Origin of the sequence: Streptomyces sp. NPDC085931 (assembly GCF_044540565.1) — a bacterium.
GTDB lineage: Bacteria > Actinomycetota > Actinomycetes > Streptomycetales > Streptomycetaceae > Streptomyces.
Map to the genome: position 1 here is coordinate 20,009 of NZ_JBITSK010000004.1, position 21,649 is coordinate 41,657.

Sequence of the window (21,649 nt, forward strand, 5' to 3'; positions counted from 1 at the left end):
CGCGGCGCGACCCGGGGCTTGGGCCGCGGTTCGCGCCGCTACTTGTCGATGTCCCCGACCACGAAGAACATCGACCCGAGGATCGCCACCATGTCCGCGACGAGCGTCCCCGGCAGCAGCTCCGTCAGCGCCTGGATGTTGTTGTACGACGCGGAGCGCAGCTTGAGCCGGTACGGCGTCTTCTCGCCCTTGCTGACCAGGTAGTAGCCGTTGATCCCGAGAGGGTTCTCGGTCCAGGCGTACGTGTGCCCCTCGGGTGCCTTGAGGACCTTCGGCAGCCGCTGGTTGACCGGCCCGGGCGGCAGGTCGGCGAGGCGGTCGAGGCAGGCGTCGGCCAGGTCGAGCGCGTTGTGCGTCTGCTCCAGCAGGCACTCGAAGCGGGCGAGGCAGTCGCCCTCCTGCCGGGTGACGACCTTCAGGGTGTCCTGGAGGTCCCCGTAGGCGAGGTACGGCTCGTCGCGGCGCAGGTCGAAGTCGACGCCCGAGGCGCGGCCGATCGGCCCGCTGACGCCGTAGGCGTGCACGGCCTGCGGGGACAGCACGCCGACGCCCCGGGTGCGGCCGCGGAAGATCTCGTTGCCCAGCACCAGGTCGTCGAAGCGGTCCATGCGGGAGCGGACGTCGGCGACGGCGGTGCGCGCGCGTGCGGTCCAGCCGGCCGGCAGGTCCTCCTTGAGGCCGCCGACGCGGTTGAACATGTAGTGCATCCGCCCGCCGGACAGCTCCTCCATGACGTGCTGGAGCTCCTCGCGCTCGCGGAAGGCGTAGAAGATCGGGGTGATGCCGCCGAGCTCCAGCGGGTAGGAGCCGAGGAACATCAGGTGGTTGAGCACCCGGTTCAGCTCGGCGAGCAGCGTGCGCAGCCACACCGCGCGCTCGGGGACCTCCATGCCGAGCATCCGCTCCACGGCGAGGACGACGCCCAGTTCGTTGGAGAACGCCGACAGCCAGTCGTGGCGGTTGGCGAGCACGATGATCTGGCGGTAGTCGCGCGCCTCGAACAGCTTCTCCGCCCCGCGGTGCATGTAGCCGATCACCGGCTCCGCGTGCGTGACGCGCTCGCCGTCCAGGACGAGCTTCAGGCGCAGCACGCCGTGCGTGGACGGGTGCTGGGGCCCGATGTTGAGCACCATGTCGGTGCTCTCCGCGGCACCGCCGATTCCGACCGTGGTCTCCGTCGTAGGAGTCATGCGGACAGTCTCCCCTACGTACCCTGACCTCATGGAGACGGGGATCCCGCGCGAGGCGGGAGCGACGGGGGCGGACAGCGCGGCCGGGGCCGGAGCCGAGGAACGGACCAGGGCCGGCGAGCCCGCCTGGATCGCCCTGCCCCCCGGTCTGCTGAGGATGCGGCGGCTGCTGCTCGTCGTCTGGCTCGGGCTGATCACCCTGGCCGCGGGGCTCCTGCCGGGGCTGCTGGCCGGGCCCGCGTGGGCGCTGTTCGCGCTGGTGCCGCTGGCAGCGGCGGTCTGGGGCTGGGTGATGATCGAGCGCAACTGGCGTTCCTGGCGGTACGCCGAGCGGGCCGACGACCTGCTGATCAGCCGGGGCGTGCTGTGGCGCGAGGAGACCGTCGTGCCGTACGGGCGGATGCAGCTGGTGGAGGTGACCTCCGGGCCCGTGGAGCGGCACTTCGGGCTGGCCAGCGTGCAGTTGCACACGGCGGCCGCGGCGACCGACGCGACCATCCCGGGGCTGGACCCGGCCGAGGCGGAACGGCTGCGCGACCGGCTCACCGAGCTGGGCGAGGCCCGATCGGCGGGACTGTGACGACCCCCCGGGCCGCGGAACCGGCCGAGCCGCCCGAGCCCGCGCAGGCGACCGGTGCCGCCGGTGCGGTCGGTGCAGCCGGTGCGGCCGGTGCGACCGACGCCACCGGTGGGGTGATCGAGCGGCGGCTGCACCCCGTCACCCCGCTCCGGCGGGCCTGGGCCCCGGTCGCCGTCGTCATCGGCTGGGCCGTGCACGACCCCGACGGGGCGCAGCGCCACCTGACCCGCCTGAACACGACGACCCTGCTCATCGGCCTGGCGGTGATCGTCCCGGCCGCCGCCCTCTACGGCTTCTGCTCCTGGTGGTTCACCCACTTCGCGGTCACCGGCACCGAACTGCGCATCCGCACCGGCCTGGTCTTCCGCCGCACCGCCCACATCCGCCTGGAGCGGCTCCAGGCCGTCGACGTCACCCAGCCGCTGCTCGCCCGGGTCGCGGGCGTCGCCAAGCTCCGGCTCGACGTCATAGGCACCGACAAGAAGGACGAACTGGCCTTCCTCGGCGCCGGCGAGGCCCGGGCCCTGCGGGCCGAGCTGCTCGCCCGGGCCGCCGGTTTCGCCCCCGAGACCGCGCACGAGGTCGGCGAGGCCCCCTCCCGGCAGCTGCTGCGGGTGCCGCCGGGCGTGCTCGCGATGTCGCTGGTGCTGACCGGCTCGACCTGGGGATCGCTGGCCGCGGCGCTCGTCGTGCCACCGGTGCTGTGGCTGGCCACCCACAGCCTGTGGACGGTCCTCGCGGTCGCCCTGCCGCTGCTCGGCGCGGCGGGCGCGAGCAGCGTGGGCCGGTTCATCACCGAGTACGACTGGACCCTGGGCGAGTCGCCCGACGGCCTGCGCATCGACCACGGCCTGCTGGACCGGGCCCACGAGACGGTGCCGCCGGGGCGCGTGCAGACCGTGCGGATCGTGGAGCCGCTGCTGTGGCGGCGGCGCGGCTGGGTGCGCGTGGAACTGGACGTCGCCGGCTCGTCCAACTCCGTGCTGCTGCCGGTCGCCCCGCGCGAGATCGCCGAGGACGTCGTCGCGCGCGTGCTGCCCGGGGTGACGGTGCCGCGGCCCACGGCCCTGGAACCGTCGCCGCGCCGCGCGCGCTGGTGCGTGCCCGTGTGGTGGCGGGGCTACGGACTGGCCGTCACGGACGCCGTGTTCGCGGCCCGTTCGGGGCTGCTGCGGCGGAGCCTGGCGCTGGTGCCGCACGCCAAGGTGCAGAGCGTACGGCTGACGCAGGGGCCGTGGGAGCGGGCCCGGGGCCTGGCCGACGTGTCGGTGGACACCGGCGCCGGCAAGACGGTGACGGCGCGGCTGCGCGACACCGCCGAGGCGCGCGCGCTGCTGGCGGCCCAGGCGGAACGGTCGCGCACCGGGCGCCGCGACGCCCGCCCCGACCGCTGGATGGCGTGAACCCCGCGGACATGCGAAGGCCCCCGGCCGTGGCCGGGGGCCGAACGGAGGACTTTCTCCCCGATGACGCGATGATCCGTTGACGCCTCAGCGCACCTGCGCGCCCCTCGCGCCCCTCGCGCACCTTGGCGCACGCGGCGCCCGGACTCGGTCAGGACACCGCGCTGCGCAGCCCCTGCAGGTCGATCTGTTCCGTCTCGTCGTGCGCCGTCAGGTCGATGACCTGGCCGATGCCGCGCGACTCCTCGTCCACGGGCTTGTAGCGGGCCTCGGTCTCGGCCTTGTGCAGGGCGAGCGCCTCCTGGCCGACGACATCGGCGAGGTCCTCGTTCTGCACGGCCTCCAGCGCCGCCCGCGAGGTGCCCTTCTTGGTGCCGAAGAAGTCGAAGCCGCCCTCGGCCAGCGGGCGCCGCACCGGCTGCTGCGGGGCGACGGCCACGGCGGTCGGCACGGTGTAGTGGCCGGGCGCCGCCTGTCCGGACGGGCCGGGCTCGGGCAGCCGCCCGGCACCGGTCCCCGCTCGGGCGGCGGTGGTCGTGCGCTCGTGCCCGCCGGCCGCCCCGGACCGCTCCTGCGGCTCGCCCTCACGGGACGGCTCCCGCTGCTCGGCCTGCTCCTGCCGGGCCTCGCTCGCGGGTTCCGCGGTGTCCTCACCCTCGGGTACGCCGTCGCCGTCGCCGTCACCCCCGCCGTCCGGGTCCGGGGCCCGCTCGCCGTCGAACCGGGCGAGCGCGGCCGCGGCGCGCAGGAACAGCCGGGAGCCCTCCGGCGAGAACACCGCCGGGACCGTGGTCCGCGTCCCGGCGGAGAGACCGGCGGCCGCCTCGTCCGGCCGCGCCGGGTCGCCGTCCGCCGCGTCCGTGGCGTCCACGGCCCCCGCGGGCAGCGCCGCCCGCACCGGGGCCGTCGCCTCGATCTCCAGTACCCGGCGCTCCTCCAGGACGCTCGCCCGCTCGGTCTCGGAGGTGGCGTACCGGCGCAGCAGCGCGGCGTGTTCGTTGCGCAGCCCGGCCAGTTCGGTGCGCTTGGCGCGCAGCCGCTGCTCCAGCTTGGCGCGCAGCTCGCGGGACTCCTCCAGGTCGGCTTCGAGTTCGGCGACGCGCTCCTCGAAGCGCCACTCGTCGCTCGCCCGCGCGCGCGTGAGGTCGGCGACCTGCTTGCCCGCCTGGATGTCCCAGCGGCGCAGGACGACCGCGCCGATGACCGCCGTCGCCGCGGCGGCCGCGGCCAGGCCACGGAGCAGCGTCGGTTCCGTGAACACCCATGGCCCCAGGGCGCAGACGAGGGAGACGCCTGCGATCGCCGACGGGGGCAGCAGCCTGTGCAAGGGCGGGGAATGGCGATGACGTCCACGTGGCATGGCCAGAAACTTACCGCGCGTAGGCGAATCATGGTGAGCCACCCCGCAAAAACAAAGCCATACCAAGAGAGTCACGACGCATCAGAACTCGGGAAGAACCGGAACCGGCCGTTCATGCAATTCCCAAGATCATTTCCACCGCCGCGGAACAGCGTGTTCACCCCCGTGTCAGCCGCTCGCTCATCCACTCCAGTGCCGCCGGAATCTCCCGCCGCCAGGTGTTGAAGTTGTGCCCGCCGCTTTCCAGGACGATCGAGGAGATCCGCGTCCGCCCGTTGTCCTTCACCCGCGCTATGAACTCCCTCGTGTCCCGGTAGTTGGACTCGCCCCTCTTGCTGGTGGTGACCAGCAGGGACGTGTCGGGAGCGGGCCTGTGCGCGAGGTACCACCACAGGTCGGCGCGCTCGCGCAGGCCCTTGTCGCCCCGGAAGAGATCGCCCGTCGTGGCGTCGACCGGTGCCTTGTAGTAGGCGGACAGACCCGCCCCGGCGGCGTACACACCGGGATGGTGCAGTGCGAGCTTCAACGCGCAGTAGCCGCCCGTGGAGTTGCCGATGACACCGAGACCGCCCGGCTTTTCGGCCACCCGGTAGTGCGCGCGCAACGCCTCGGGGAGATCCCTCGCGAAGAACGACTCGGTGCGCGGACCGCCGGGAACGTCGACGCACTCCGTGTCCCGGGGCGGTGCCACCGTCGGCCGCAGCATCACGAGGATCATCGGCCGCGCCCGGCCGGCCCGGGCCAGTTCCTGCGCGGTGCGCGGATAGTGGAGTTTCTCCACCAGCGCCGACGCCGTACCCGGATAACCGGTCAGCACGACCGCCGCCGGGAACCGGTGGGTGCGGTACCGCGGCTGGAAGTACTCCGGCGGCAGATACACGTACGCGGGCGTGGCGATCCGGGTCGTGCGGCCCAGGAGTTCGACCTCCTGGATCCGGCCGCCGGAGGCCGGGCGCACCCCGCCCGCCCCCGGCACCCGCCGCGAGCCGACCACCTCCAGCGGGCCCCGGCCCGGCGTGTGGTCGACGACCACCCCCTGGTCCTTCTCCTGCCCGAACAGGTCCGCCCAGCTCGCGTAGAACCCGAAGGCCTGGTTGGCGGCCAGGCCCACCGCGGCGAACAGCGCCAGCTGCGTGCCGAGCAGCAGGCCGACACGGCCGCTCACCGCCCGCCGGCCGCAGTGGGCCAGCCTCGGCCACAGCCAGACCGTGCCGGTGAACAGCAGCACGGCGCAGAGCACCGCCAGTGCGAGCACCTCGTCACTCGTGAGACCCATGGTTCGGTTACCTGTCCGCGCTCTCCGCCCGGTCCCGCCCCGCACACCTTCACGCGAGCTTGTCCCGGACTTTCCTCCGCCTTGGAGACGGCTTTGACGTGGGGAGTGAACCTCTCCCCCCGAGACACCGTCCTAGAGGGCGCAATGTCGCCGGATGCCCGAATCGGGCCCGGATCCAAGGTCTCTCGCAGAACTACGGGATGCGATGTCTGTCAGGACAGATGAGGAAATGTCGGGCGGGGTTCCGAACCGCCGCGGCGCCCAGGCGCGTACGGGGCGGGTCGGCCGGCTGCTGCGCGGGCCACGCCCCGAGGCCGTGCCCCTCCTCGTCGGCAGAGCCTGCGCCCTGGTGGGCGCGCTGGACATCGCCGCCGGCGTCTTCCCGCGCTTCCGGCACAGCCGGATGCACGCGCTCGCCGAGGTGCTGCCCGGCGCCCTCGGCCCCTTCGCGGCCGCCCTGTCGCTGAGCGCGGGCGTGCTGTTGCTGCTGCTCGCGCACGGCCTCAAGCGCGGCAAGCGCCGGGCCTGGCGGGCCGCCGTCGCCCTGCTCCCGGCCGGGGCCGTCGCGCAGTTCACCTACCGCCACTCGATCGCCGGCGTCCTCGTCTCCCTGGCCCTGCTGGCGCCCCTGCTGCGCCACCGCGACCAGTTCGACGCCCTGCCCGACCCGCGCAGCCGCTGGCGGGCGCTGGCCAACTTCGTGCTGATGAGCGCCGGTTCGCTGCTGCTGGGCCTGATCGTCGTCAGCGTCCACGGAGACCGCATGCTCGGCGACCCGAGCCTGGCCGACCGCATCACCCACGTCGTCTACGGCCTGTTCGGCTTCGAGGGCCCGGTCGACTACCGGGGCAGCACCTCCTGGACCGTCGCGTTCTCGCTCGGCGCCCTCGGCCTGCTCACCGCCGTCACCACCGTCTACCTGGCCTTCCGCCCCGAGCACCCGGCCGCCCGCCTCACCGGCGAGGACGAGGCGAGGCTGCGCGCCCTGCTGGACCGGCACGGCGGCCGCGACTCCCTCGGCCACTTCGCGCTGCGCCGCGACAAGGCCGTCGTCTTCTCCCCCAGCGGCAAGGCGGCCGTCACCTACCGCGTGGTCTCCGGCGTGATGCTCGCCAGCGGCGACCCCATCGGCGACGTGGAGGCCTGGCCGGGCGCCATCGAGCGGTTCATGGACGAGGCCAGGGCCCACTCCTGGACCCCCGCCGTCATGGGCTGCTCCGAGACCGGGGGCGAGGTGTGGACCCGCGAGACCGGGCTCGACGCCCTCGAACTGGGCGACGAGGCGGTGGTGGACGTCGGGGATTTCTCCCTGGCCGGCCGTGCGATGCGCAACGTGCGCCAGATGGTCAAGCGCATCGAGCGCGCCGGTTACGAGACCCGGGTACGACGCGTGCGTGACCTCGGCGAGGCCGAGCTGGAGCGCATCCGGCGCGCCGCCGACGACTGGCGCGGCACCGACACCGAGCGCGGCTTCTCCATGGCCCTCGGCCGGATCGGCGACCGGGCCGACGGCGACTGCCTCATCGCCACCGCCCACAAGCAGGACGACCACCCCGGCCCCCACGGCGACCTCAAGGCCGTCCTGCACTTCGTGCCCTGGGGCACCGACGGCGCCTCGCTCGACCTGATGCGCCGCGACCGCTCCGCCGACCCCGGCATGAACGAACTGCTCATCGTGGCCGCCCTCCAGGCCGCCCCGAGGTTCGGCATCGCACGCGTGTCCCTCAACTTCGCGATGTTCCGCTCGGCCCTGGCACGCGGCGAGAAGATCGGCGCCGGCCCGGTCCTGCGCGCCTGGCGCGGCCTGCTCGTCTTCCTCTCGCGCTGGTTCCAGATCGAGTCGCTGTACAAGTTCAACGCCAAGTTCCAGCCGCGCTGGGAGCCCCGTTTCGTCGTCTACCGCGCCTCCGCCGACCTGCCCCGCATCGGCTTCGCCGCCATGCAGGCGGAAGGTTTCGTCAACCTCGCCCTGCCCCTGCCCCGCTTCCTGCGCCGCCGCCGTACGACGGCCCGCCGCCCCTGCGCCCACGGCACCGCGACCGAACGCACCGTCCGGGCGGCCTGACCCGGACGCCCGCACGGGGCCGTCGCCCGGGCCGCGGCGCCTGACGGCCCCCGCCGGGGCCTACGCTGAACATATGAGCAACCAGAGCGGACGCGGGCGCGTGGCGGGCCTACCGGAATGGGACCGCTGCGCGGTCATGGGAGTCGTGAACGTCACCCCCGACTCCTTCTCCGACGGGGGCCGCTTCTTCGACACCACGGCCGCCGTCAAGCACGGCCTCGACCTCGTCACCGAGGGCGCGGACCTGGTCGACGTCGGCGGCGAGTCCACCCGCCCCGGCGCCACCCGGGTGGACGAGGCCGAGGAGCTGCGCCGCGTCATCCCCGTCGTCCGCGGCCTGGCCTCCGAAGGTGTCACCGTCTCCGTCGACACCATGCGCGCCTCCGTCGCCGAACGGGCCCTCGCGGCCGGCGCCGTCCTCGTCAACGACGTCAGCGGCGGCCTCGCCGACCCGCGCATGATCCCCGCCGTCGCCGACGCCGGCGCCCCCTTCGTCGTCATGCACTGGCGCGGCTTCCTCCAGGGCGGCAACGTCAGGGGCGTCTACGCCGACGTCGTCACCGAGGTCGTGGACGAGCTGCACGCGCGCGTGGAGGCCGTCCTCGCCGGCGGTATCGCCCCCGACCGCGTCGTCGTCGACCCCGGCCTCGGCTTCTCCAAGGACGCCGAGCACGACCTGGCGCTGCTCGCGGGCCTCGACCGGGTCCTCAGCCTCGGCCACCCCCTCCTGGTCGCCGCCTCCCGCAAGCGGTTCCTCGGCCGGGTCCTGGCCGGACCCGACGCCCCGCCCCCGCCCGCCCGGGAGCGCGACGCGGCCACCGCCGCCGTCTCCGCCCTCGCGGCGCACGCCGGCGCGTGGGCCGTCCGCGTGCACGAGGTACGCGCCACGGCGGACGCCGTACGCGTCGCCCGCGCCCTCGAAGGGGCACGCCCCGGCGCGGAAGGAACCCGGTGAGCGCCCCCCACACCGACGTCGAGCAGGTCGAGGCCGCCAACACCGCCTTCTACGAGGCACTGGAACAGGGCGACTTCGAGGAACTCGCGTCGCTCTGGCTCACCCCCGCCGACCTGGGCGTCGACGAGACCTACCACGACCCGGCCGACACCGGCGTGGTCTCCTGCGTGCACCCCGGCTGGCCCGTGCTCACCGGCCGCGGCGAGGTCCTGCGCTCCTATGCCCTGATCATGGCCAACACCGACTACATCCAGTTCTTCCTCACCGACGTGCACGTCTCCGTCACCGGCGACACCGCCCTGGTGACCTGCACGGAGAACATCCTCAGCGGCGGCCCCGCCCCCGAGGGCGAGGGCGAGGAGCTCGGCCCGCTCGTCGGGCAGCTCGTGGTCGCCACCAATGTGTTCCGGCGCACGCCCTCGGGGTGGAAGATCTGGGCGCACCACGCTTCCCCCGTCCTGGCGGAAACCGACGAGGACGAGCAGGACGACTCCCCCGCCTGAGTGGGTAGTCGCCCGGTAGGGGTTGGAATCACCGGGCCGCGGGTAGGGGCGGCTACCAACCGTGAGCCGCCGGATTCCCCAGGGAGAACGCCGGATGAATCCTGCCGGGCCCCGGCCGCGCCCCACCCCCGCGACCCGGCCCCGCCCGCGCTCACGGGTAGATTCGACCGAGGCCGGTGTGCCGCCCGCACACGGCACGGACCGGCCGAGACCGACGATTGCAGGAGTGATTCGCGTGGATCGTGTCGCGCTGCGCGGCCTGAAGGCCCGTGGGCACCACGGTGTGTTCCCGAGGGAACGCGAGGAGGGCCAGACCTTCATCGTGGACCTCGTCCTCGGCCTGGACACCCGCCCGGCCGCGGCCGACGACGACCTGGCGAAGACCGTGCACTACGGCATCGTGGCGGAGGAGGTCGTGGCCGTCGTGCAGGGCGAGCCCGTCGACCTCGTCGAGACGCTGGCCGAGCGCATCGCCCAGGTGTGTCTGAAGCACGAAGCGGTCGAGGAGGTCGAGGTCTGCGTCCACAAGCCGGACGCCCCGATCACGGTGCCCTTCGACGACGTGACCGTCACCATCACCCGGAGCCGAGCATGACCGCGCCCTACCTCAAGGGTCCCAGCGACCCGACCGTCCAGCCGGTACCCGCCTCCGTCGTCGACAAGGTCGACGCCGCCGACACGACCCTGTCCAACCCGAGGAGGGCCGTGGTCGCCCTCGGCTCCAACCTCGGCAACCGCCTGGAGACCCTGCAGGGAGCCGTGGACGCCCTGGAGGACACGCCCGGCGTCCGCGTCAAGGCCGTCTCCCCCGTCTACGAGACCGAGCCCTGGGGCGTGGACCCCGGCAGCCAGCCCTCCTACTTCAACGCGGTCGTGGTCCTCAAGACCACCCTGCCGCCCTCCTCGCTGCTGGAGCGCGCGCACGCGGTCGAGGAGGCCTTCCACCGGGTCCGCGACGAGCGCTGGGGCCCGCGCACCCTCGACGTCGACATCGTCTCCTACGCCGACGTCGTCTCCGACGACCCGCGGCTCACCCTGCCCCACCCCCGTGCCCACGAGCGCGCCTTCGTCCTGGCCCCCTGGCTCGACCTGGACCCCGAGGCGCAGCTCCCCGGCCGCGGCCCGGTCGCCGGCCTGCTGGACGCCGTCACCCGGGAAGGGGTCGCACACCGCGCGGACCTGGAACTCCGGCTGCCCGAGTAGCCGTTAAGGTCGAGACGGCCGCGAACGGGGCCGGGGGAACCGAAGGGACACCGTGAAAGAGCTGCGCATCAGGTTGCTGGCCGGCGTCTTCGTCGTGGCCGGGGTCCTGTCCTGGGCGGGCGCCCGCCTGTGGAACTCGATCGGCACGCTCCCCAGCGTCCCCCTGGCCGCCCCCGTCGTCCTGGCCCTGATCGCCGTGGTCCTGCTGGCCACGGCGATCTCGCTGCGCTCCCGGCTGAAGGCCCAGCGCGAGCGGCGGCCCGACGCCAAGGGCGTCGACCCCATCATGGCGGCCCGCGCGGTCGTCTTCGGACACGCCAGCGCCCTGGTCGCCGCCCTGGTCTCCGGCATGTACGGCGGTACGGGCGTCTTCCTGCTGGAGTCCCTCGACATCCCCGCCCGCCGCGACCAGGCCATCTACGCCGGCTTCTCGGTCCTCGCGGGCATCGGCGTGATAGCGGCGGCGATCTTCCTGGAGCGCGTCTGCAAGCTCCCGGACGACGACGAGCACGACGGCACGGGGGCGGCGCCCTCGGTGTGAGCCGGGTGCCTCAGCGCGCCATGATCGGGTGCGTCAGCGCGCCATGATGAGGCTCATCGCCTCATTGCGGGTCGCCGGGTCGCGCAGCTGCCCCCGCACGGCCGAAGTGATCGTCTTCGCGCCCACCTTGCGCACCCCGCGCATCGACATGCACATGTGCTCGCACTCGACCACGACGATCACGCCGCGCGGCTCCAGGATCTCCATCAGGGAGTCGGCGATCTGCGTGGTGAGTCGTTCCTGCACCTGCGGGCGCCGGGCGTAGACGTCCACGAGCCGGGCGAGCTTGGACAGGCCCGTGATCTTCCCTTCCACGGACGGGATGTAGCCGACGTGCGCGACGCCGACGAACGGCACCAGATGGTGCTCGCAGGAGCTCAGCACCTCGATGTCCTTCACCAGGACCATCTCGTCGTGCCCCAGGTCGAACGTCGTCGTCAGCACGTCCTCCGGCTTCTGCCACAGCCCCGCGAATATCTCCCGGTACGCCCGCGCCACCCGCGCCGGCGTCTCCCTCAGGCCCTCGCGGTCCGGGTCCTCGCCGACCGCGAGCAGGAGTTCGCGTACGGCGTTCTCGGCTCGCTTCTCGTCGAACTCGCCGATCTGGCCGTCGCCGTCCAGCGTCACGGGGTCGGTCATCTGGTGCCTCGTTCCTGTGTCCATCCGGGGCGGCCTGCGTAAATGGCGGAAAGCCGCGCCCCCCAGGCTAAAACCTGGGGGGCGCGGCATCCATTCCGGGCCCGGTGGGACCGTCGGGAGAGCCGGATCAGCTCTCCGGGCGGTCCTCCGGGGTCCGCTCGGGCGCCGGGGCGGGCTCCGCCGCGGTGCTCTTGGCGGTGCTGATGGCCGGCGTCGCGCCGTTGGCGCCGTTCGTCAGGGCCAGCTCCTTGGGGGAGAGGACCGGCGGACGGGTGGACGGCGTGCGGCGGGAGGAGCCGGTCCAGGCGGGCCGGGGCGGGCGCTTGACGATGGGGGCGAAGATCTCGGCGATCTCCTCCTTGCCCAGCGTCTCCTTCTCCAGCAGCCGCAGCACGAGGTTGTCCAGGACGTCGCGGTTCTCGACCAGGATCTCCCAGGCCTCGTTGTGCGCCGTCTCGATGAGCTTCTTGACCTCTTCGTCGACCAGCGCGGCGACCTCTTCCGAGTAGTCCCGCTGGTGAGACATCTCACGCCCGAGGAACGGCTCGGTGTTGTCCCCGCCGAACTTGATCGCGCCGAGACGCTCGGTCATGCCGTACTGCGTGACCATCGCGCGGGCCAGGCCCGTGGCCTTCTCGATGTCGTTGGCGGCACCCGTGGTCGGGTCGTGGAAGACGAGCTCCTCGGCCGCGCGGCCGCCCAGCATGTAGGCGAGCTGGTCGAGCATCTCGTTGCGCGTGGTCGAGTACTTGTCCTCGTCCGGCAGGACCATCGTGTAGCCGAGGGCACGGCCCCTCGACAGGATCGTGATCTTGTGGACCGGGTCGGAGTTCGGCGAGGCCGCCGCGACCAGGGCGTGTCCGCCCTCGTGGTACGCGGTGATCTTCTTCTCCTTGTCCGACATGATCCGGGTCCGCTTCTGCGGGCCCGCGACCACACGGTCGATCGCCTCGTCCAGCATGTGGTTGTCGATCAGCTTCTGGTCGCTGCGGGCCGTCAGCAGGGCGGCCTCGTTCAGGACGTTGGCCAGATCGGCACCGGTCATGCCGGGCGTACGGCGGGCGACGGCCGACAGGTCGACGTCCGGGGCGACCGGCTTGCCCTTCTGGTGGACCTTGAGGATCTCCAGACGGCCCTGCATGTCCGGACGGTCGACGGCGATCTGCCGGTCGAAACGGCCGGGACGCAGCAGCGCCGGGTCGAGGATGTCGGGCCGGTTCGTCGCGGCGATGAGGATCACGCCGCCCTTGACGTCGAAGCCGTCCATCTCGACGAGCAGCTGGTTCAGGGTCTGCTCGCGCTCGTCGTGACCACCGCCGAGGCCGGCGCCGCGGTGGCGGCCGACCGCGTCGATCTCGTCGACGAAGACGATCGCCGGGGCGTTCGCCTTCGCCTGCTCGAACAGGTCGCGGACCCGGGAGGCACCGACACCGACGAACATCTCGACGAAGTCGGAACCGGAGATCGAGTAGAACGGCACGCCCGCCTCGCCGGCCACGGCACGCGCGAGCAGGGTCTTACCGGTTCCGGGCGGGCCGTAGAGCAGCACGCCCTTGGGGATCTTGGCGCCGACGGCCTGGAACTTGGCCGGCTCCTGGAGGAACTCCTTGATCTCGTGGAGCTCCTCGACGGCCTCGTCCGATCCGGCGACGTCGGCGAACGTCGTCTTGGGGGTGTCCTTGGTGATGAGCTTGGCCTTGGACTTCCCGAAGTTCATGACCCGGGAGCCGCCGCCCTGCATCTGGTTCATCAGGAACAGGAACACGACCACGATCAGCACGAAGGGAAGCAGCGAGAGCAGGATCCCGACGAACGGGTTCTGCTTGGACGGCGAGACCGTGTAGCCGTCCGGGATCTGCTTGTCCTGGTACTTGTTCTGCAGCGTGTTGGCGATGGCCACACCCTGGTCGCCGATGTAGCTCGCCTGGATCTTCGAGCTGCCCTCGACCTTTTCGTCGCCCTTGAGCGTCACCTTGATGATCTGCTCGTCACCGGTGGTGAGCTTGGCCGACTCGACCTTGTTCTGGTTGATCGCCTGGACGACCTGGCCGGTGTCCACCGTCTTGTAGCCGCCGGACGAGCCGACGACCTGCATCAACACGACCACGGCAAGGACGGCCAGCACGATCCACATGACCGGCCCACGGAAGTATCGCTTCACGTCCATCCACACGGAGCGGTGCCGCCCCGTCCCTCCTGCCATAGTGAGTTTGATAAAAGACTGTTCTTCGGACGGTACCCCAGCATTGTCACCTGAAGCTGCGCGGTGCGGCTGGCGATCCGTCCACGCATGCTCCAACGGCGGGAAGCGCGCTGGGGTTCCCGATCACCGTCACGGCGCCCCGGCCGGGGGTTCAGCCGCCGTAGACGTGGGGCGCGAGCGTACCGACGAACGGGAGGTTGCGGTACTTCTCGGCGTAGTCCAGGCCGTAGCCGACGACGAACTCGTTGGGGATGTCGAAGCCGACCCATTCGACGTCGATGGCGACCTTCGCGGCCTCGGGCTTGCGCAGCAGCGTGCACACCTTCAGGGAGGCGGGCTCGCGCGAGCCGAGGTTGGAGAGCAGCCAGGACAGCGTCAGGCCGGAGTCGATGATGTCCTCGACGATGAGGACGTGCTTGCCCTTGATGTCGGTGTCGAGGTCCTTGAGGATCCGCACCACACCGGAGGACTGGGTGCCCGCCCCGTACGAGGATACGGCCATCCAGTCCATGGTGACGGGGGTGGACAGCGCCCGCGCGAGGTCGGCCATGACCATCACCGCGCCCTTGAGGACGCCGACGATCAACAGGTCCTTGCCCGCGTACTCCGCGTCGATCTTCGCTGCCAGCTCGGCCAGCTTGGCGTCGATCTCTTCCTTGGTGATGAGCACCTGCTGGAGGTCGGCACCCATGTCTTTCGCGTCCACCCGCATCACTTTCGGTCGTCCCACCGGCCGCCCGGCCCCTGCTCCGACTGCTCGGAGGGGTCGGATTCAGCCTTGCCGAATCACCAGTCTGCCACCCTGCCGCCGTGCCACGACCTTGCCGGGGAGGTTGATGGCTCCCTGACCGCGCCAGCCGGTGATCAGCCGGTCGACTTCCTCGATGTGGCGGGCGAACAGCGAGCCCGCGGGGGCACCGGCCGCGATGGCGGCGCGGCGCAGGACGCGGCGGCGCACCGCGGGCGGCAGGGCGTAGAGCTTGGCGCACTCCAGCAGTCCGGCGGCGTCACGGACGGTGGCCTCGGCCTGGGCCGCCCAGGTGTCGAGGGCGTCGGCGTCGTCGCGGGAGAGCCGGGCCGTCCGGGCGAGGGCCTCGACGACGCCCTTGCCGAGGGCCTTCTCCAGGGCGGGCAGGCCCTCGTGGCGCAGCCGGGAGCGGGTGTAGGCCGGGTCGGCGTTGTGGGGGTCGTCCCAGACGGGCAGGGACTGGACCATGCAGGCCTTGCGGGCGGTCTGCCGGTCGAGTTCCAGGAAGGGGCGGCGGTAACGGCCGTCGGCCCCCGAGACCGCGGCCATTCCGGACAGGGAGCGGATGCCGGAGCCCCGGGCGAGGCCGAGCAGGACGGTCTCGGCCTGGTCGTCGCGGGTGTGGCCGAGCAGGACGGCGGCGGCGCCGTGGCGTTCGGCCGCGGTGTCGAGCGCGGCGTAGCGGGCGTCGCGGGCGGCGGCCTCGGGTCCGCCGGCGCGGCCGACGGTGACGGCGACGGACTCGACCGGGTCGAGGCCGAGTTCACGCAGGCGCTGGACGACTTCCGCGGCGCGCAGGTCGGAGCCGGGCTGGAGGCCGTGGTCGACGGTCACGCCACCGGCTCGGATGCCGAGCTTGGGGGACTCGAAGGCGAGGGCGGAGGCGAGGGCCATGGAGTCGGCGCCGCCGGAGCACGCCACGAGCACGAGCGGCGGGGACTCCTGGGAGGGGGCGTGCGGGACCGCGGCGGGGGCGCGGTGGTGTTCGGTGAGGAGGTCGTGGAGGACGCGGCGTACCGCCAGGCGTATCGCCGCGACCGCAGGATGGGGACCCATGTCCGGTTCCCTTCATGAAGTTTTCGGGGGGTGAGCCCGCGTGTCGGTCACGCAGAGTGTGTAGATGGTGACAGAACCGGGCCGTTCCCCGAGCATTGCACGCCTACCCCTGGCTCACGGTCCCTCGGACGGGTGATTGGAGGGGCGTTCGCCTGCCGTCGACCGGTTTCCTTTCACGACCTCCCCGCGATGTTCACTACTCGGCCTTGCGGTGCACCCGCGCGACCCACTCCGCCGGTTTGGCGATCTCCGACTTGGTGGGGAGGGTGTTGGGCGAGGTCCACACGCGGTTGAAGCCGTCCATGCCGACCTCGTCCACGACGGCCCGTACGAAGCGCTCGCCGTCGCGGTACTGGCGCAGCTTGGCGTCCAGGCCGAGGAGCTTGCGCAGGGCGAGGTCGAGGCGGGAGGCGCCCTTGGCCCGGCGCTGCTGGAACTTCTCGCGGATCTCGCCGACGGACGGCACGACGGACGGGCCGACGCCGTCCATGACGAAGTCGGCGTGGCCCTCCAGCAGGGACATCACGGCCGTGAGCCGGCCGAGGATCTCGCGCTGGGCGGGGGTCTGGACGATCTCGACGAGGGAGCGGCCGCCGTCGTCCTCCTCGGCCTCGGGACGGCCCCCGGCCAGGCTCTGGGCGGCTTCGCGCACGCGCTCCAGGACGGTCATGGGGTCGACGTCGGTCTCCCCCAGGAACGACTGGACCTCGCCCTCCAGATGGTCGCGCAGCCAGGGCACGGCGGTGAACTGGGTCCGGTGCGTCTCCTCGTGCAGGCACACCCACAGGCGGAAGTCGTGCGGGTCGACGTCGAGTTCGCGCTCGACGTGGACGATGTTGGGGGCGACCAGGAGCAGCCGGCCGCCGCCGTTCTGCCCGGCGGGCAGTTCGCGGGTGGCGGGGGCGAAGGTCTCGTACTGGCCGAGGACGCGGGAGGCCAGGAAGGACAGCAGCATGCCCAGTTCGACGCCGGTGACCTTGCCGCCGACGGCGCTCATGACCGCGCCGCCGGGGGTGCTGCCGCGCCGTTCCTGCATCTTATCGAGCAGGGGCCTGAGGATCTCCCGGAAGCCGGCGACGTTCGCGCGGATCCAGCCCGGGCGGTCGACGACGAGGACGGGGGTGTCGTGGCCCTCCTCGGTGCCCAGCCGGGTGAAGCCGCGCACGTGTTCCTCCGAGGCCTTGGCGTGCCGGCGCAGTTCCGCGACGACGGCCCTCGCCTCGTCGCGGCTGACCTCGGGGCCCGGGCGTACGAGCCGGGTCGCGGTCGCCACCGCGAGATTCCAGTCGACCATGCCGGTTGAAGCACCACCGATGCTCGTCATGCGTCAACCGTACGTGAGCGCTCGCCGCAGGGGCAGGGCGGCGAGGTCCGGGGAACACGGCGGGGCGTTCCCGGGGCCCGGACGCCGCCGGGGCGGATGGGAGCCTCGGCGACGCTGCGACTGCCCGGCGGCACGGGCTACGCCCGTCCGTTCCGCCGGGCGGAGCGCCCGCCCACACCGGGCGGACCGAGGCTTCGGGCGACCCGGGCAGGGTTCTGCCACCCCGCCCGGCCGCCTGCGCCTACCCGCAGCGGGCGAACCGAGGCTTCCGGCGGGCCCGGCGGCACAGGGCGACTTCCCGCCATCCCGCCCGACTGCCTGCGCCTGCCCGCGACTGGCGGACCGGCGGCTTCCGGCGGGACGGGGCGGCGGAACACCGCCCCGCACGGCTGCCCGCAACCGCAAACGGCGGGCGGACCGAGAGTTCCCGGCGGCACGGGCAGGGTTCAGCCACCCCGCCTGGCGGCCTGCGCCTGCCCGCAGCGGGCGGGTCGAGGCTTCCGGCGGCACAGGGCGACTTCCCGTCATCCCGCCCGGCCGCCTGCGCCTGCACGCCGCACGCGGACGAGGGCTCGGGCGGCACGGGCGGTGCCGCCGCCCCGTACGGCTACCTGCAGCCGCACGCCGCCAGTGTCGTGGTGACCTTGTCCAGCGCCTTCTGTGTCGCCGCCGGGGCGATGCGGTCCGTGTCCGTCGCCATGAAGGCGAACGCCAGCAGGCGGCCGTCGTGGTCGACCAGGGTGCCCGCGAGGGTGTGGACACCGGTGAGCGTGCCGGTCTTGGCGCGGACCACGCCGGATGCTCCGTCCGTGTAGCGGGAGCTCAGCGTGCCGGTGAAGCCGGCGACGGGCAGGCCGGTGAGGGCCGGGCGCAGTTCGGGGCGGGACGGGTCGGCCGCCTTGGCCAGCAGGGCGGTGAGGAGGCCGGGCGTCAGGCGGTCGGCGCGGTCGAGGCCGCTGCCGTCCTTGAAGGCGGCGCCCTTGAGCGGCAGTCCGAGGGCGCGCAGCTGCGCGCCGATGGCCCGGCCCGCGCCCGCGAAGTCGGGCCGTTCGCCGGTGGCGAGCGCGGTCTGGCGGGCGAGGGCCTCGGCGATGTCGTTGTCGCTGTTGGTCAGCATGCGTTCGACCAGGGCCGACAGCGGCGGCGAGGAGACCGCCGCGAGGGTCTCGGCACGGGTGGTGGCCTTGGACGGGCCGGGCGCCGTGGTCTTGATGCCGTGGGAGGTCAGCAGGTCACGGAACTGCCGGGCCGCGTCCTCGGCGGGGTCCGTCACACGGGTGACCGGGCCGCTCGTGGAGTCGTCCGTGCGGCCCTCGTCGGCCATCAGGGGGCTGACCAGGGCGAGATTGGGGTTGTCCCCGATCGGGTGCCTCGGGGAGCCGGCGTAGCGGGTGGTGTCGTAGGACAGGGTCACCTCGCGCACGCCCCGCTCGGCGAGGGCGGCGGCCGTCTCGGCGGCCAGGGTGCGCAGGCTCGCCGCCCCGCCGGCCTTCTTGCGCGCCGTGAGGGTTGGGTCGCCGCCGCCGACGAGGACTACTTCCTTCGTGTCGGGTTCCAGCGCGGCCCGCGTGGTGAGGCGGTGGTCGGCGCCCATGGCGGACAGCGCGGCGACGGCCGTGGCGATCTTCGTGGTCGAGGCGGGGGTGAACGGCGCGTCCTGGTGCGCGCCGTACAGGCGCCTGCCGGTGGTGACATCGACGACGGACGCCGCGGGCCGGGGCCCGAGCGAGGGGTCCTTCAGCAGCGGCGCGAGGACCTTCGCCAGGACCTTGCCGTCCGGGGCGGACTTCACGGTGCTGACGCCGCCGAGGCCGGTCAGCACGGGCCCGGCGCTGGGGGCGGGCCGGGGCCGGGCGGGCGTGCCGGGCGCCCCGCCGTGATCTGCGCCACCCGCACGGCCCAGGGCCGCGGCCCGGTCGCTCTCGGCCGTACGCTGGCCCGAGGAGTCCCAGGGACCGGCGGCGGTCACCACCCCGGCGGCCAGTGCCAGACCGGCGGTGGCGGCGCCCGCGGCGAACTGCCAGGTCTTCGGCCGCGTGACCCGCGCGACCTGCGGTTTCCCGGCTCCCGCGAACCGCGCGACCCGCGGTTTCGCGACCGCTGCGGCTCGGGCCAGGCGCGGTCGTACGGTGTCCGCGAGCCGCGCCGCGTGCGCTCTCGCGGCCTGCCAAGGCCTCAGCTCTGGCACGACCACCAGCCCCTTTCGCGATCACACACCTGCGTGAGGGACACTTAACCACCAGAACTGTGTGTTGATCATGGAGGAGCCACCGGTGGAGTTCGACGTCACGATCGAGATTCCGAAGGGTTCGCGCAACAAGTACGAGGTGGACCACGAGACCGGTCGGATCCGCCTGGACCGTCGCCTCTTCACCTCGACCAGCTACCCGGCCGACTACGGCTTCGTCGAGAACACGCTCGGCGAGGACGGCGACCCGCTGGACGCGCTGGTCATCCTGGACGAGCCGACGTTCCCGGGCTGCCTCATCCAGTGCCGGGCGATCGGCATGTTCCGGATGACGGACGAGGCCGGTGGCGACGACAAGCTGCTGTGCGTGCCCGCGCACGACCCGCGCGTGGAGCACCTGCGGGACATCCACCACGTGTCGGAGTTCGACCGCCTGGAGATCCAGCACTTCTTCGAGGTCTACAAGGACCTGGAGCCCGGCAAGTCGGTCGAGGGCGCCAACTGGGTGGGCCGCACGGACGCCGAGGCCGAGATCGAGCGCTCCTACAAGCGCTTCAAGGAGCAGGGCGGTCACTGACCCCCGCCCCGGCACCCACGGGCCGCACGCCTGCGTCGCGTGCGGCCCGTTCGTCCGTCTGTGCGCATACTGAGGCTGTGGGGGGTACGAGGCTGACGTGTCGTACAGGGAGCGCCAGGCAGTGACGGACGCGGAGGACCGCAAGCCCAGGTCGGACGAGGCGAGGAGTGCCTTCGCGGCCCCGTCCGGATCCCTGGGGGCCGCCGTCGACGGGGACATGTCGACGACGTCGGAGTTCGCGATCCCCGACGGACTGGCCGTCCCGAGAGCGACCGGTTCGGAGTCCGAGACCACGTCCGAGTTCGCCCTGCCGCGGGGACTGGACGTCCCGCACGCCCCCGGTGTCGAGCCGGAGGGCTCGGCGTTCACCCCGCCGAGCACGTACAGCGCGCGGCAGGCCCCGACCGCCTTCACGCCGCCGAGCGGGATCCCGCAGGTCAGCCTGACCAAGGACGTGCCCTGGCAGGACCGGATGCGGACGATGCTGCGCATGCCGGTGACGGAGCGGCCGGCGCCGGAGCCGGTCCAGCGCAGCGGTGACGAGGCGGGGCCCGCGGTGCCGCGCGTGCTCGACCTGACGCTGCGCATCGGCGAGCTGCTGCTGGCCGGCGGTGAGGGCGCCGAGGACGTGGAGGCGGCGATGTTCGCCGTCTGCCGTTCCTACGGGCTGGACCGCTGCGAGCCCAACGTCACCTTCACGCTGCTGGCGATCTCCTACCAGCCCTCGCTCGTCGACGACCCGGTCACGGCGTCGCGGACCGTGCGGCGCCGGGGCACCGACTACACGCGGCTGGCGGCCGTGTACCAGCTGGTGGACGACCTCAGCGACGACGAGACGGCCGTCTCCCTGGAGGAGGCCTACCGGCGCCTGGCCGAGATCCGCCGCAACCGGCACCCGTACCCGGGCTGGGCGCTGACCGGGGCGAGCGGGCTGCTGGCGGGTGCCGCCTCGGTGCTGGTCGGCGGCGATCTGATCGTGTTCGTGGCGGCGGCGCTGGGCGCGATGCTCGGCGACCGGCTGGCGTGGCTGTGCGCGGGGCGCGGACTGCCGGAGTTCTACCAGTTCACGGTCGCCGCGATGCCGCCGGCCGCGATCGGGGTCGCGCTGACGCTCGGCCACGTCGACGTGAAGGCCTCCGCGGTCATCACCGGTGGGCTGTTCGCGCTGCTGCCGGGACGGGCGCTGGTGGCGGGGGTGCAGGACGGGCTGACCGGCTTCTACATCACCGCCTCCGCGCGGCTGCTGGAGGTCCTGTACTTCTTCGTGGGCATCGTCGCGGGCGTGCTGACGGTGCTGTACTTCGGCGTGCAACTGGGGGCGCGGCTGAACCCGGACGCGAAGCTCGGGGTGTCCGACCAGCCGGTGCTGCTGATCGGGGCGTCGATGCTGCTGTCGCTGGCGTTCGCCGTACTGCTCCAGCAGGAACGTTCCACCGTGGTGTGGGTGACGCTGAACGGCGGTGTCGCGTGGGTCGTCTACGGCGCCATGCACTACGCGGGCGGCATCTCGCCGGTGGCGTCCACGGCGGCGGCCGCGGGCCTGGTCGGGCTGTTCGGGCAGTTGCTGTCCCGGTACCAGTTCGCCTCCGCGCTGCCCTACACGACCGCCGCCATCGGGCCCCTGCTGCCGGGTTCCGCGACGTACTTCGGGCTGCTGGCGATCGCGCAGAACGAGATCGACGAGGGACTGGTGTCGCTGTCGAAGGCGGTGGCGCTCGCCATGGCCATCGCCATCGGGGTGAACCTGGGGTCGGAGATCTCGCGGATGTTCCTGCGGATCGGTTCCGCGGAGAAGCGGCGGGCCGCGAAGCGCACGCGCGGGTTCTGACGCGGCTTCA

Annotated in this window: 19 protein-coding genes; 10 read left to right on the top strand and 9 right to left on the bottom strand. The window is 72.8% G+C overall.

Going from position 1 to position 21,649, the window contains the following annotated elements:
• Window positions 1-38 precede the first annotated feature (38 nt).
• Window positions 39-1,190: an NADH-quinone oxidoreductase subunit D gene (locus tag ACIGAN_RS08840; protein WP_399856282.1), complete on the bottom strand. Its 1,152-nt coding sequence runs from the start codon at window positions 1,188-1,190 to the stop codon at window positions 39-41.
• Window positions 1,191-1,221: 31 nt separating this feature from the next.
• Here ACIGAN_RS08840 and ACIGAN_RS08845 point away from each other — a divergent pair, with 31 nt between their 5' ends.
• Together ACIGAN_RS08845 and ACIGAN_RS08850 are read left to right on the top strand one after the other, a co-directional pair.
• Window positions 1,222-1,770 (top strand): PH domain-containing protein, encoded by a 549-nt coding sequence (locus ACIGAN_RS08845; RefSeq protein WP_365091530.1) that lies wholly within the window; start codon window positions 1,222-1,224, stop codon window positions 1,768-1,770.
• A 113-nt stretch (window positions 1,771-1,883) separates the two neighbouring features.
• Window positions 1,884-3,173 (top strand): PH domain-containing protein, encoded by a 1,290-nt coding sequence (locus tag ACIGAN_RS08850; RefSeq protein WP_399856801.1) that lies wholly within the window; start codon window positions 1,884-1,886, stop codon window positions 3,171-3,173.
• Between the two features lie 151 nt (window positions 3,174-3,324).
• On the opposite strand, the gene ACIGAN_RS08855 is transcribed toward ACIGAN_RS08850, so the two are convergent.
• Complete coding sequence (locus tag ACIGAN_RS08855; protein ID WP_399856286.1) at window positions 3,325-4,533, bottom strand: hypothetical protein; 1,209 nt, start codon at window positions 4,531-4,533, stop codon at window positions 3,325-3,327.
• Between the two features lie 157 nt (window positions 4,534-4,690).
• Window positions 4,691-5,809 carry an alpha/beta hydrolase gene (locus ACIGAN_RS08860; RefSeq protein ID WP_399856288.1) on the bottom strand — a complete coding sequence of 373 codons (1,119 nt, stop codon included), beginning with the start codon at window positions 5,807-5,809 and terminating at the stop codon, window positions 4,691-4,693.
• A 229-nt stretch (window positions 5,810-6,038) separates the two neighbouring features.
• Here ACIGAN_RS08860 and ACIGAN_RS08865 point away from each other — a divergent pair, with 229 nt between their 5' ends.
• The 6 genes from ACIGAN_RS08865 (at window position 6,039) to ACIGAN_RS08890 (ending at window position 11,076) form a co-directional block, all read left to right on the top strand.
• The gene (locus tag ACIGAN_RS08865; protein WP_365742157.1) at window positions 6,039-7,874 is read left to right on the top strand and encodes a phosphatidylglycerol lysyltransferase domain-containing protein; all 1,836 of its coding nucleotides are present in this window, start codon (window positions 6,039-6,041) and stop codon (window positions 7,872-7,874) included.
• A gap of 73 nt (window positions 7,875-7,947) precedes the next feature.
• Entirely contained in the window at window positions 7,948-8,829 is an 882-nt protein-coding gene (gene folP / locus ACIGAN_RS08870; protein WP_365091541.1) for a dihydropteroate synthase, read from the top strand.
• Window positions 8,826-9,332: a nuclear transport factor 2 family protein gene (locus ACIGAN_RS08875; RefSeq protein ID WP_365091543.1), complete on the top strand. Its 507-nt coding sequence runs from the start codon at window positions 8,826-8,828 to the stop codon at window positions 9,330-9,332. The genes folP and ACIGAN_RS08875 overlap by 4 nt, the downstream gene beginning before the upstream one ends.
• A 235-nt stretch (window positions 9,333-9,567) precedes the next feature.
• Window positions 9,568-9,927 (top strand): dihydroneopterin aldolase, encoded by a 360-nt coding sequence (gene folB / locus ACIGAN_RS08880; protein WP_365091546.1) that lies wholly within the window; start codon window positions 9,568-9,570, stop codon window positions 9,925-9,927.
• On the top strand, window positions 9,924-10,535 hold the full coding sequence (folK, locus tag ACIGAN_RS08885) for a 2-amino-4-hydroxy-6-hydroxymethyldihydropteridine diphosphokinase (protein ID WP_365742152.1): 612 nt from the start codon (window positions 9,924-9,926) through the stop codon (window positions 10,533-10,535). The genes folB and folK overlap by 4 nt, the downstream gene beginning before the upstream one ends.
• A gap of 52 nt (window positions 10,536-10,587) precedes the next feature.
• Entirely contained in the window at window positions 10,588-11,076 is a 489-nt protein-coding gene (locus ACIGAN_RS08890; RefSeq protein WP_365091551.1) for a DUF3180 domain-containing protein, read from the top strand.
• Window positions 11,077-11,109: 33 nt separating this feature from the next.
• Here ACIGAN_RS08890 and folE read toward each other — a convergent pair whose 3' ends face one another.
• The 6 genes from folE to dacB all read right to left on the bottom strand — a co-directional run bounded on the left by folE (window position 11,110) and on the right by dacB (window position 19,240).
• Entirely contained in the window at window positions 11,110-11,715 is a 606-nt protein-coding gene (gene folE / locus ACIGAN_RS08895) for a GTP cyclohydrolase I FolE (protein ID WP_365091554.1), read from the bottom strand.
• Window positions 11,716-11,842: 127 nt separating this feature from the next.
• The gene (ftsH, locus tag ACIGAN_RS08900; protein ID WP_365091670.1) at window positions 11,843-13,882 is read right to left on the bottom strand and encodes an ATP-dependent zinc metalloprotease FtsH; all 2,040 of its coding nucleotides are present in this window, start codon (window positions 13,880-13,882) and stop codon (window positions 11,843-11,845) included.
• Window positions 13,883-14,069: 187 nt separating this feature from the next.
• Window positions 14,070-14,630 (bottom strand): hypoxanthine phosphoribosyltransferase, encoded by a 561-nt coding sequence (gene hpt / locus ACIGAN_RS08905; protein WP_094057060.1) that lies wholly within the window; start codon window positions 14,628-14,630, stop codon window positions 14,070-14,072.
• A 60-nt stretch (window positions 14,631-14,690) separates the two neighbouring features.
• Entirely contained in the window at window positions 14,691-15,722 is a 1,032-nt protein-coding gene (gene tilS / locus ACIGAN_RS08910; protein ID WP_399856295.1) for a tRNA lysidine(34) synthetase TilS, read from the bottom strand.
• Window positions 15,723-15,918: 196 nt separating this feature from the next.
• Entirely contained in the window at window positions 15,919-17,046 is a 1,128-nt protein-coding gene (locus ACIGAN_RS08915) for a zinc-dependent metalloprotease (protein WP_399856299.1), read from the bottom strand.
• Window positions 17,047-17,653: 607 nt separating this feature from the next.
• Window positions 17,654-19,240, bottom strand: coding sequence for a D-alanyl-D-alanine carboxypeptidase/D-alanyl-D-alanine endopeptidase (gene dacB / locus ACIGAN_RS08920; protein WP_399856301.1), 1,587 nt, complete (start codon window positions 19,238-19,240; stop codon window positions 17,654-17,656).
• Window positions 19,241-19,319: 79 nt separating this feature from the next.
• Between dacB and ACIGAN_RS08925 the strand changes: the two genes are divergently transcribed.
• Both ACIGAN_RS08925 and ACIGAN_RS08930 read left to right on the top strand, forming a co-directional pair.
• Window positions 19,320-19,811, top strand: a complete 492-nt coding sequence (locus ACIGAN_RS08925) for an inorganic diphosphatase (RefSeq protein ID WP_003991985.1) — start codon at window positions 19,320-19,322, stop codon at window positions 19,809-19,811.
• A 121-nt stretch (window positions 19,812-19,932) separates the two neighbouring features.
• Window positions 19,933-21,639, top strand: a complete 1,707-nt coding sequence (locus tag ACIGAN_RS08930; protein ID WP_399856303.1) for a threonine/serine exporter ThrE family protein — start codon at window positions 19,933-19,935, stop codon at window positions 21,637-21,639.
• Window positions 21,640-21,649 lie beyond the last annotated feature (10 nt).

What these genes read in the sequence shown, in the direction of transcription:
- ACIGAN_RS08840 (WP_399856282.1), bottom strand. Translation starts at nt 1,190, where the DNA reads ATGACTCCTACGACGGAGACCACGGTCGGAATCGGCGGTGCCGCGGAG.
- ACIGAN_RS08855 (WP_399856286.1), bottom strand. Translation starts at nt 4,533, where the DNA reads ATGCCACGTGGACGTCATCGCCATTCCCCGCCCTTGCACAGGCTGCTG.
- hpt (WP_094057060.1), bottom strand. Translation starts at nt 14,630, where the DNA reads ATGCGGGTGGACGCGAAAGACATGGGTGCCGACCTCCAGCAGGTGCTC.
- ACIGAN_RS08915 (WP_399856299.1), bottom strand. Translation starts at nt 17,046, where the DNA reads ATGACGAGCATCGGTGGTGCTTCAACCGGCATGGTCGACTGGAATCTC.
- folP (WP_365091541.1), top strand. Translation starts at nt 7,948, where the DNA reads ATGAGCAACCAGAGCGGACGCGGGCGCGTGGCGGGCCTACCGGAATGG.
- ACIGAN_RS08845 (WP_365091530.1), top strand. Translation starts at nt 1,222, where the DNA reads ATGGAGACGGGGATCCCGCGCGAGGCGGGAGCGACGGGGGCGGACAGC.
- ACIGAN_RS08865 (WP_365742157.1), top strand. Translation starts at nt 6,039, where the DNA reads ATGTCGGGCGGGGTTCCGAACCGCCGCGGCGCCCAGGCGCGTACGGGG.
- tilS (WP_399856295.1), bottom strand. Translation starts at nt 15,722, where the DNA reads ATGGGTCCCCATCCTGCGGTCGCGGCGATACGCCTGGCGGTACGCCGC.
- ftsH (WP_365091670.1), bottom strand. Translation starts at nt 13,882, where the DNA reads ATGGACGTGAAGCGATACTTCCGTGGGCCGGTCATGTGGATCGTGCTG.
- folE (WP_365091554.1), bottom strand. Translation starts at nt 11,715, where the DNA reads ATGACCGACCCCGTGACGCTGGACGGCGACGGCCAGATCGGCGAGTTC.
- ACIGAN_RS08860 (WP_399856288.1), bottom strand. Translation starts at nt 5,809, where the DNA reads ATGGGTCTCACGAGTGACGAGGTGCTCGCACTGGCGGTGCTCTGCGCC.
- folK (WP_365742152.1), top strand. Translation starts at nt 9,924, where the DNA reads ATGACCGCGCCCTACCTCAAGGGTCCCAGCGACCCGACCGTCCAGCCG.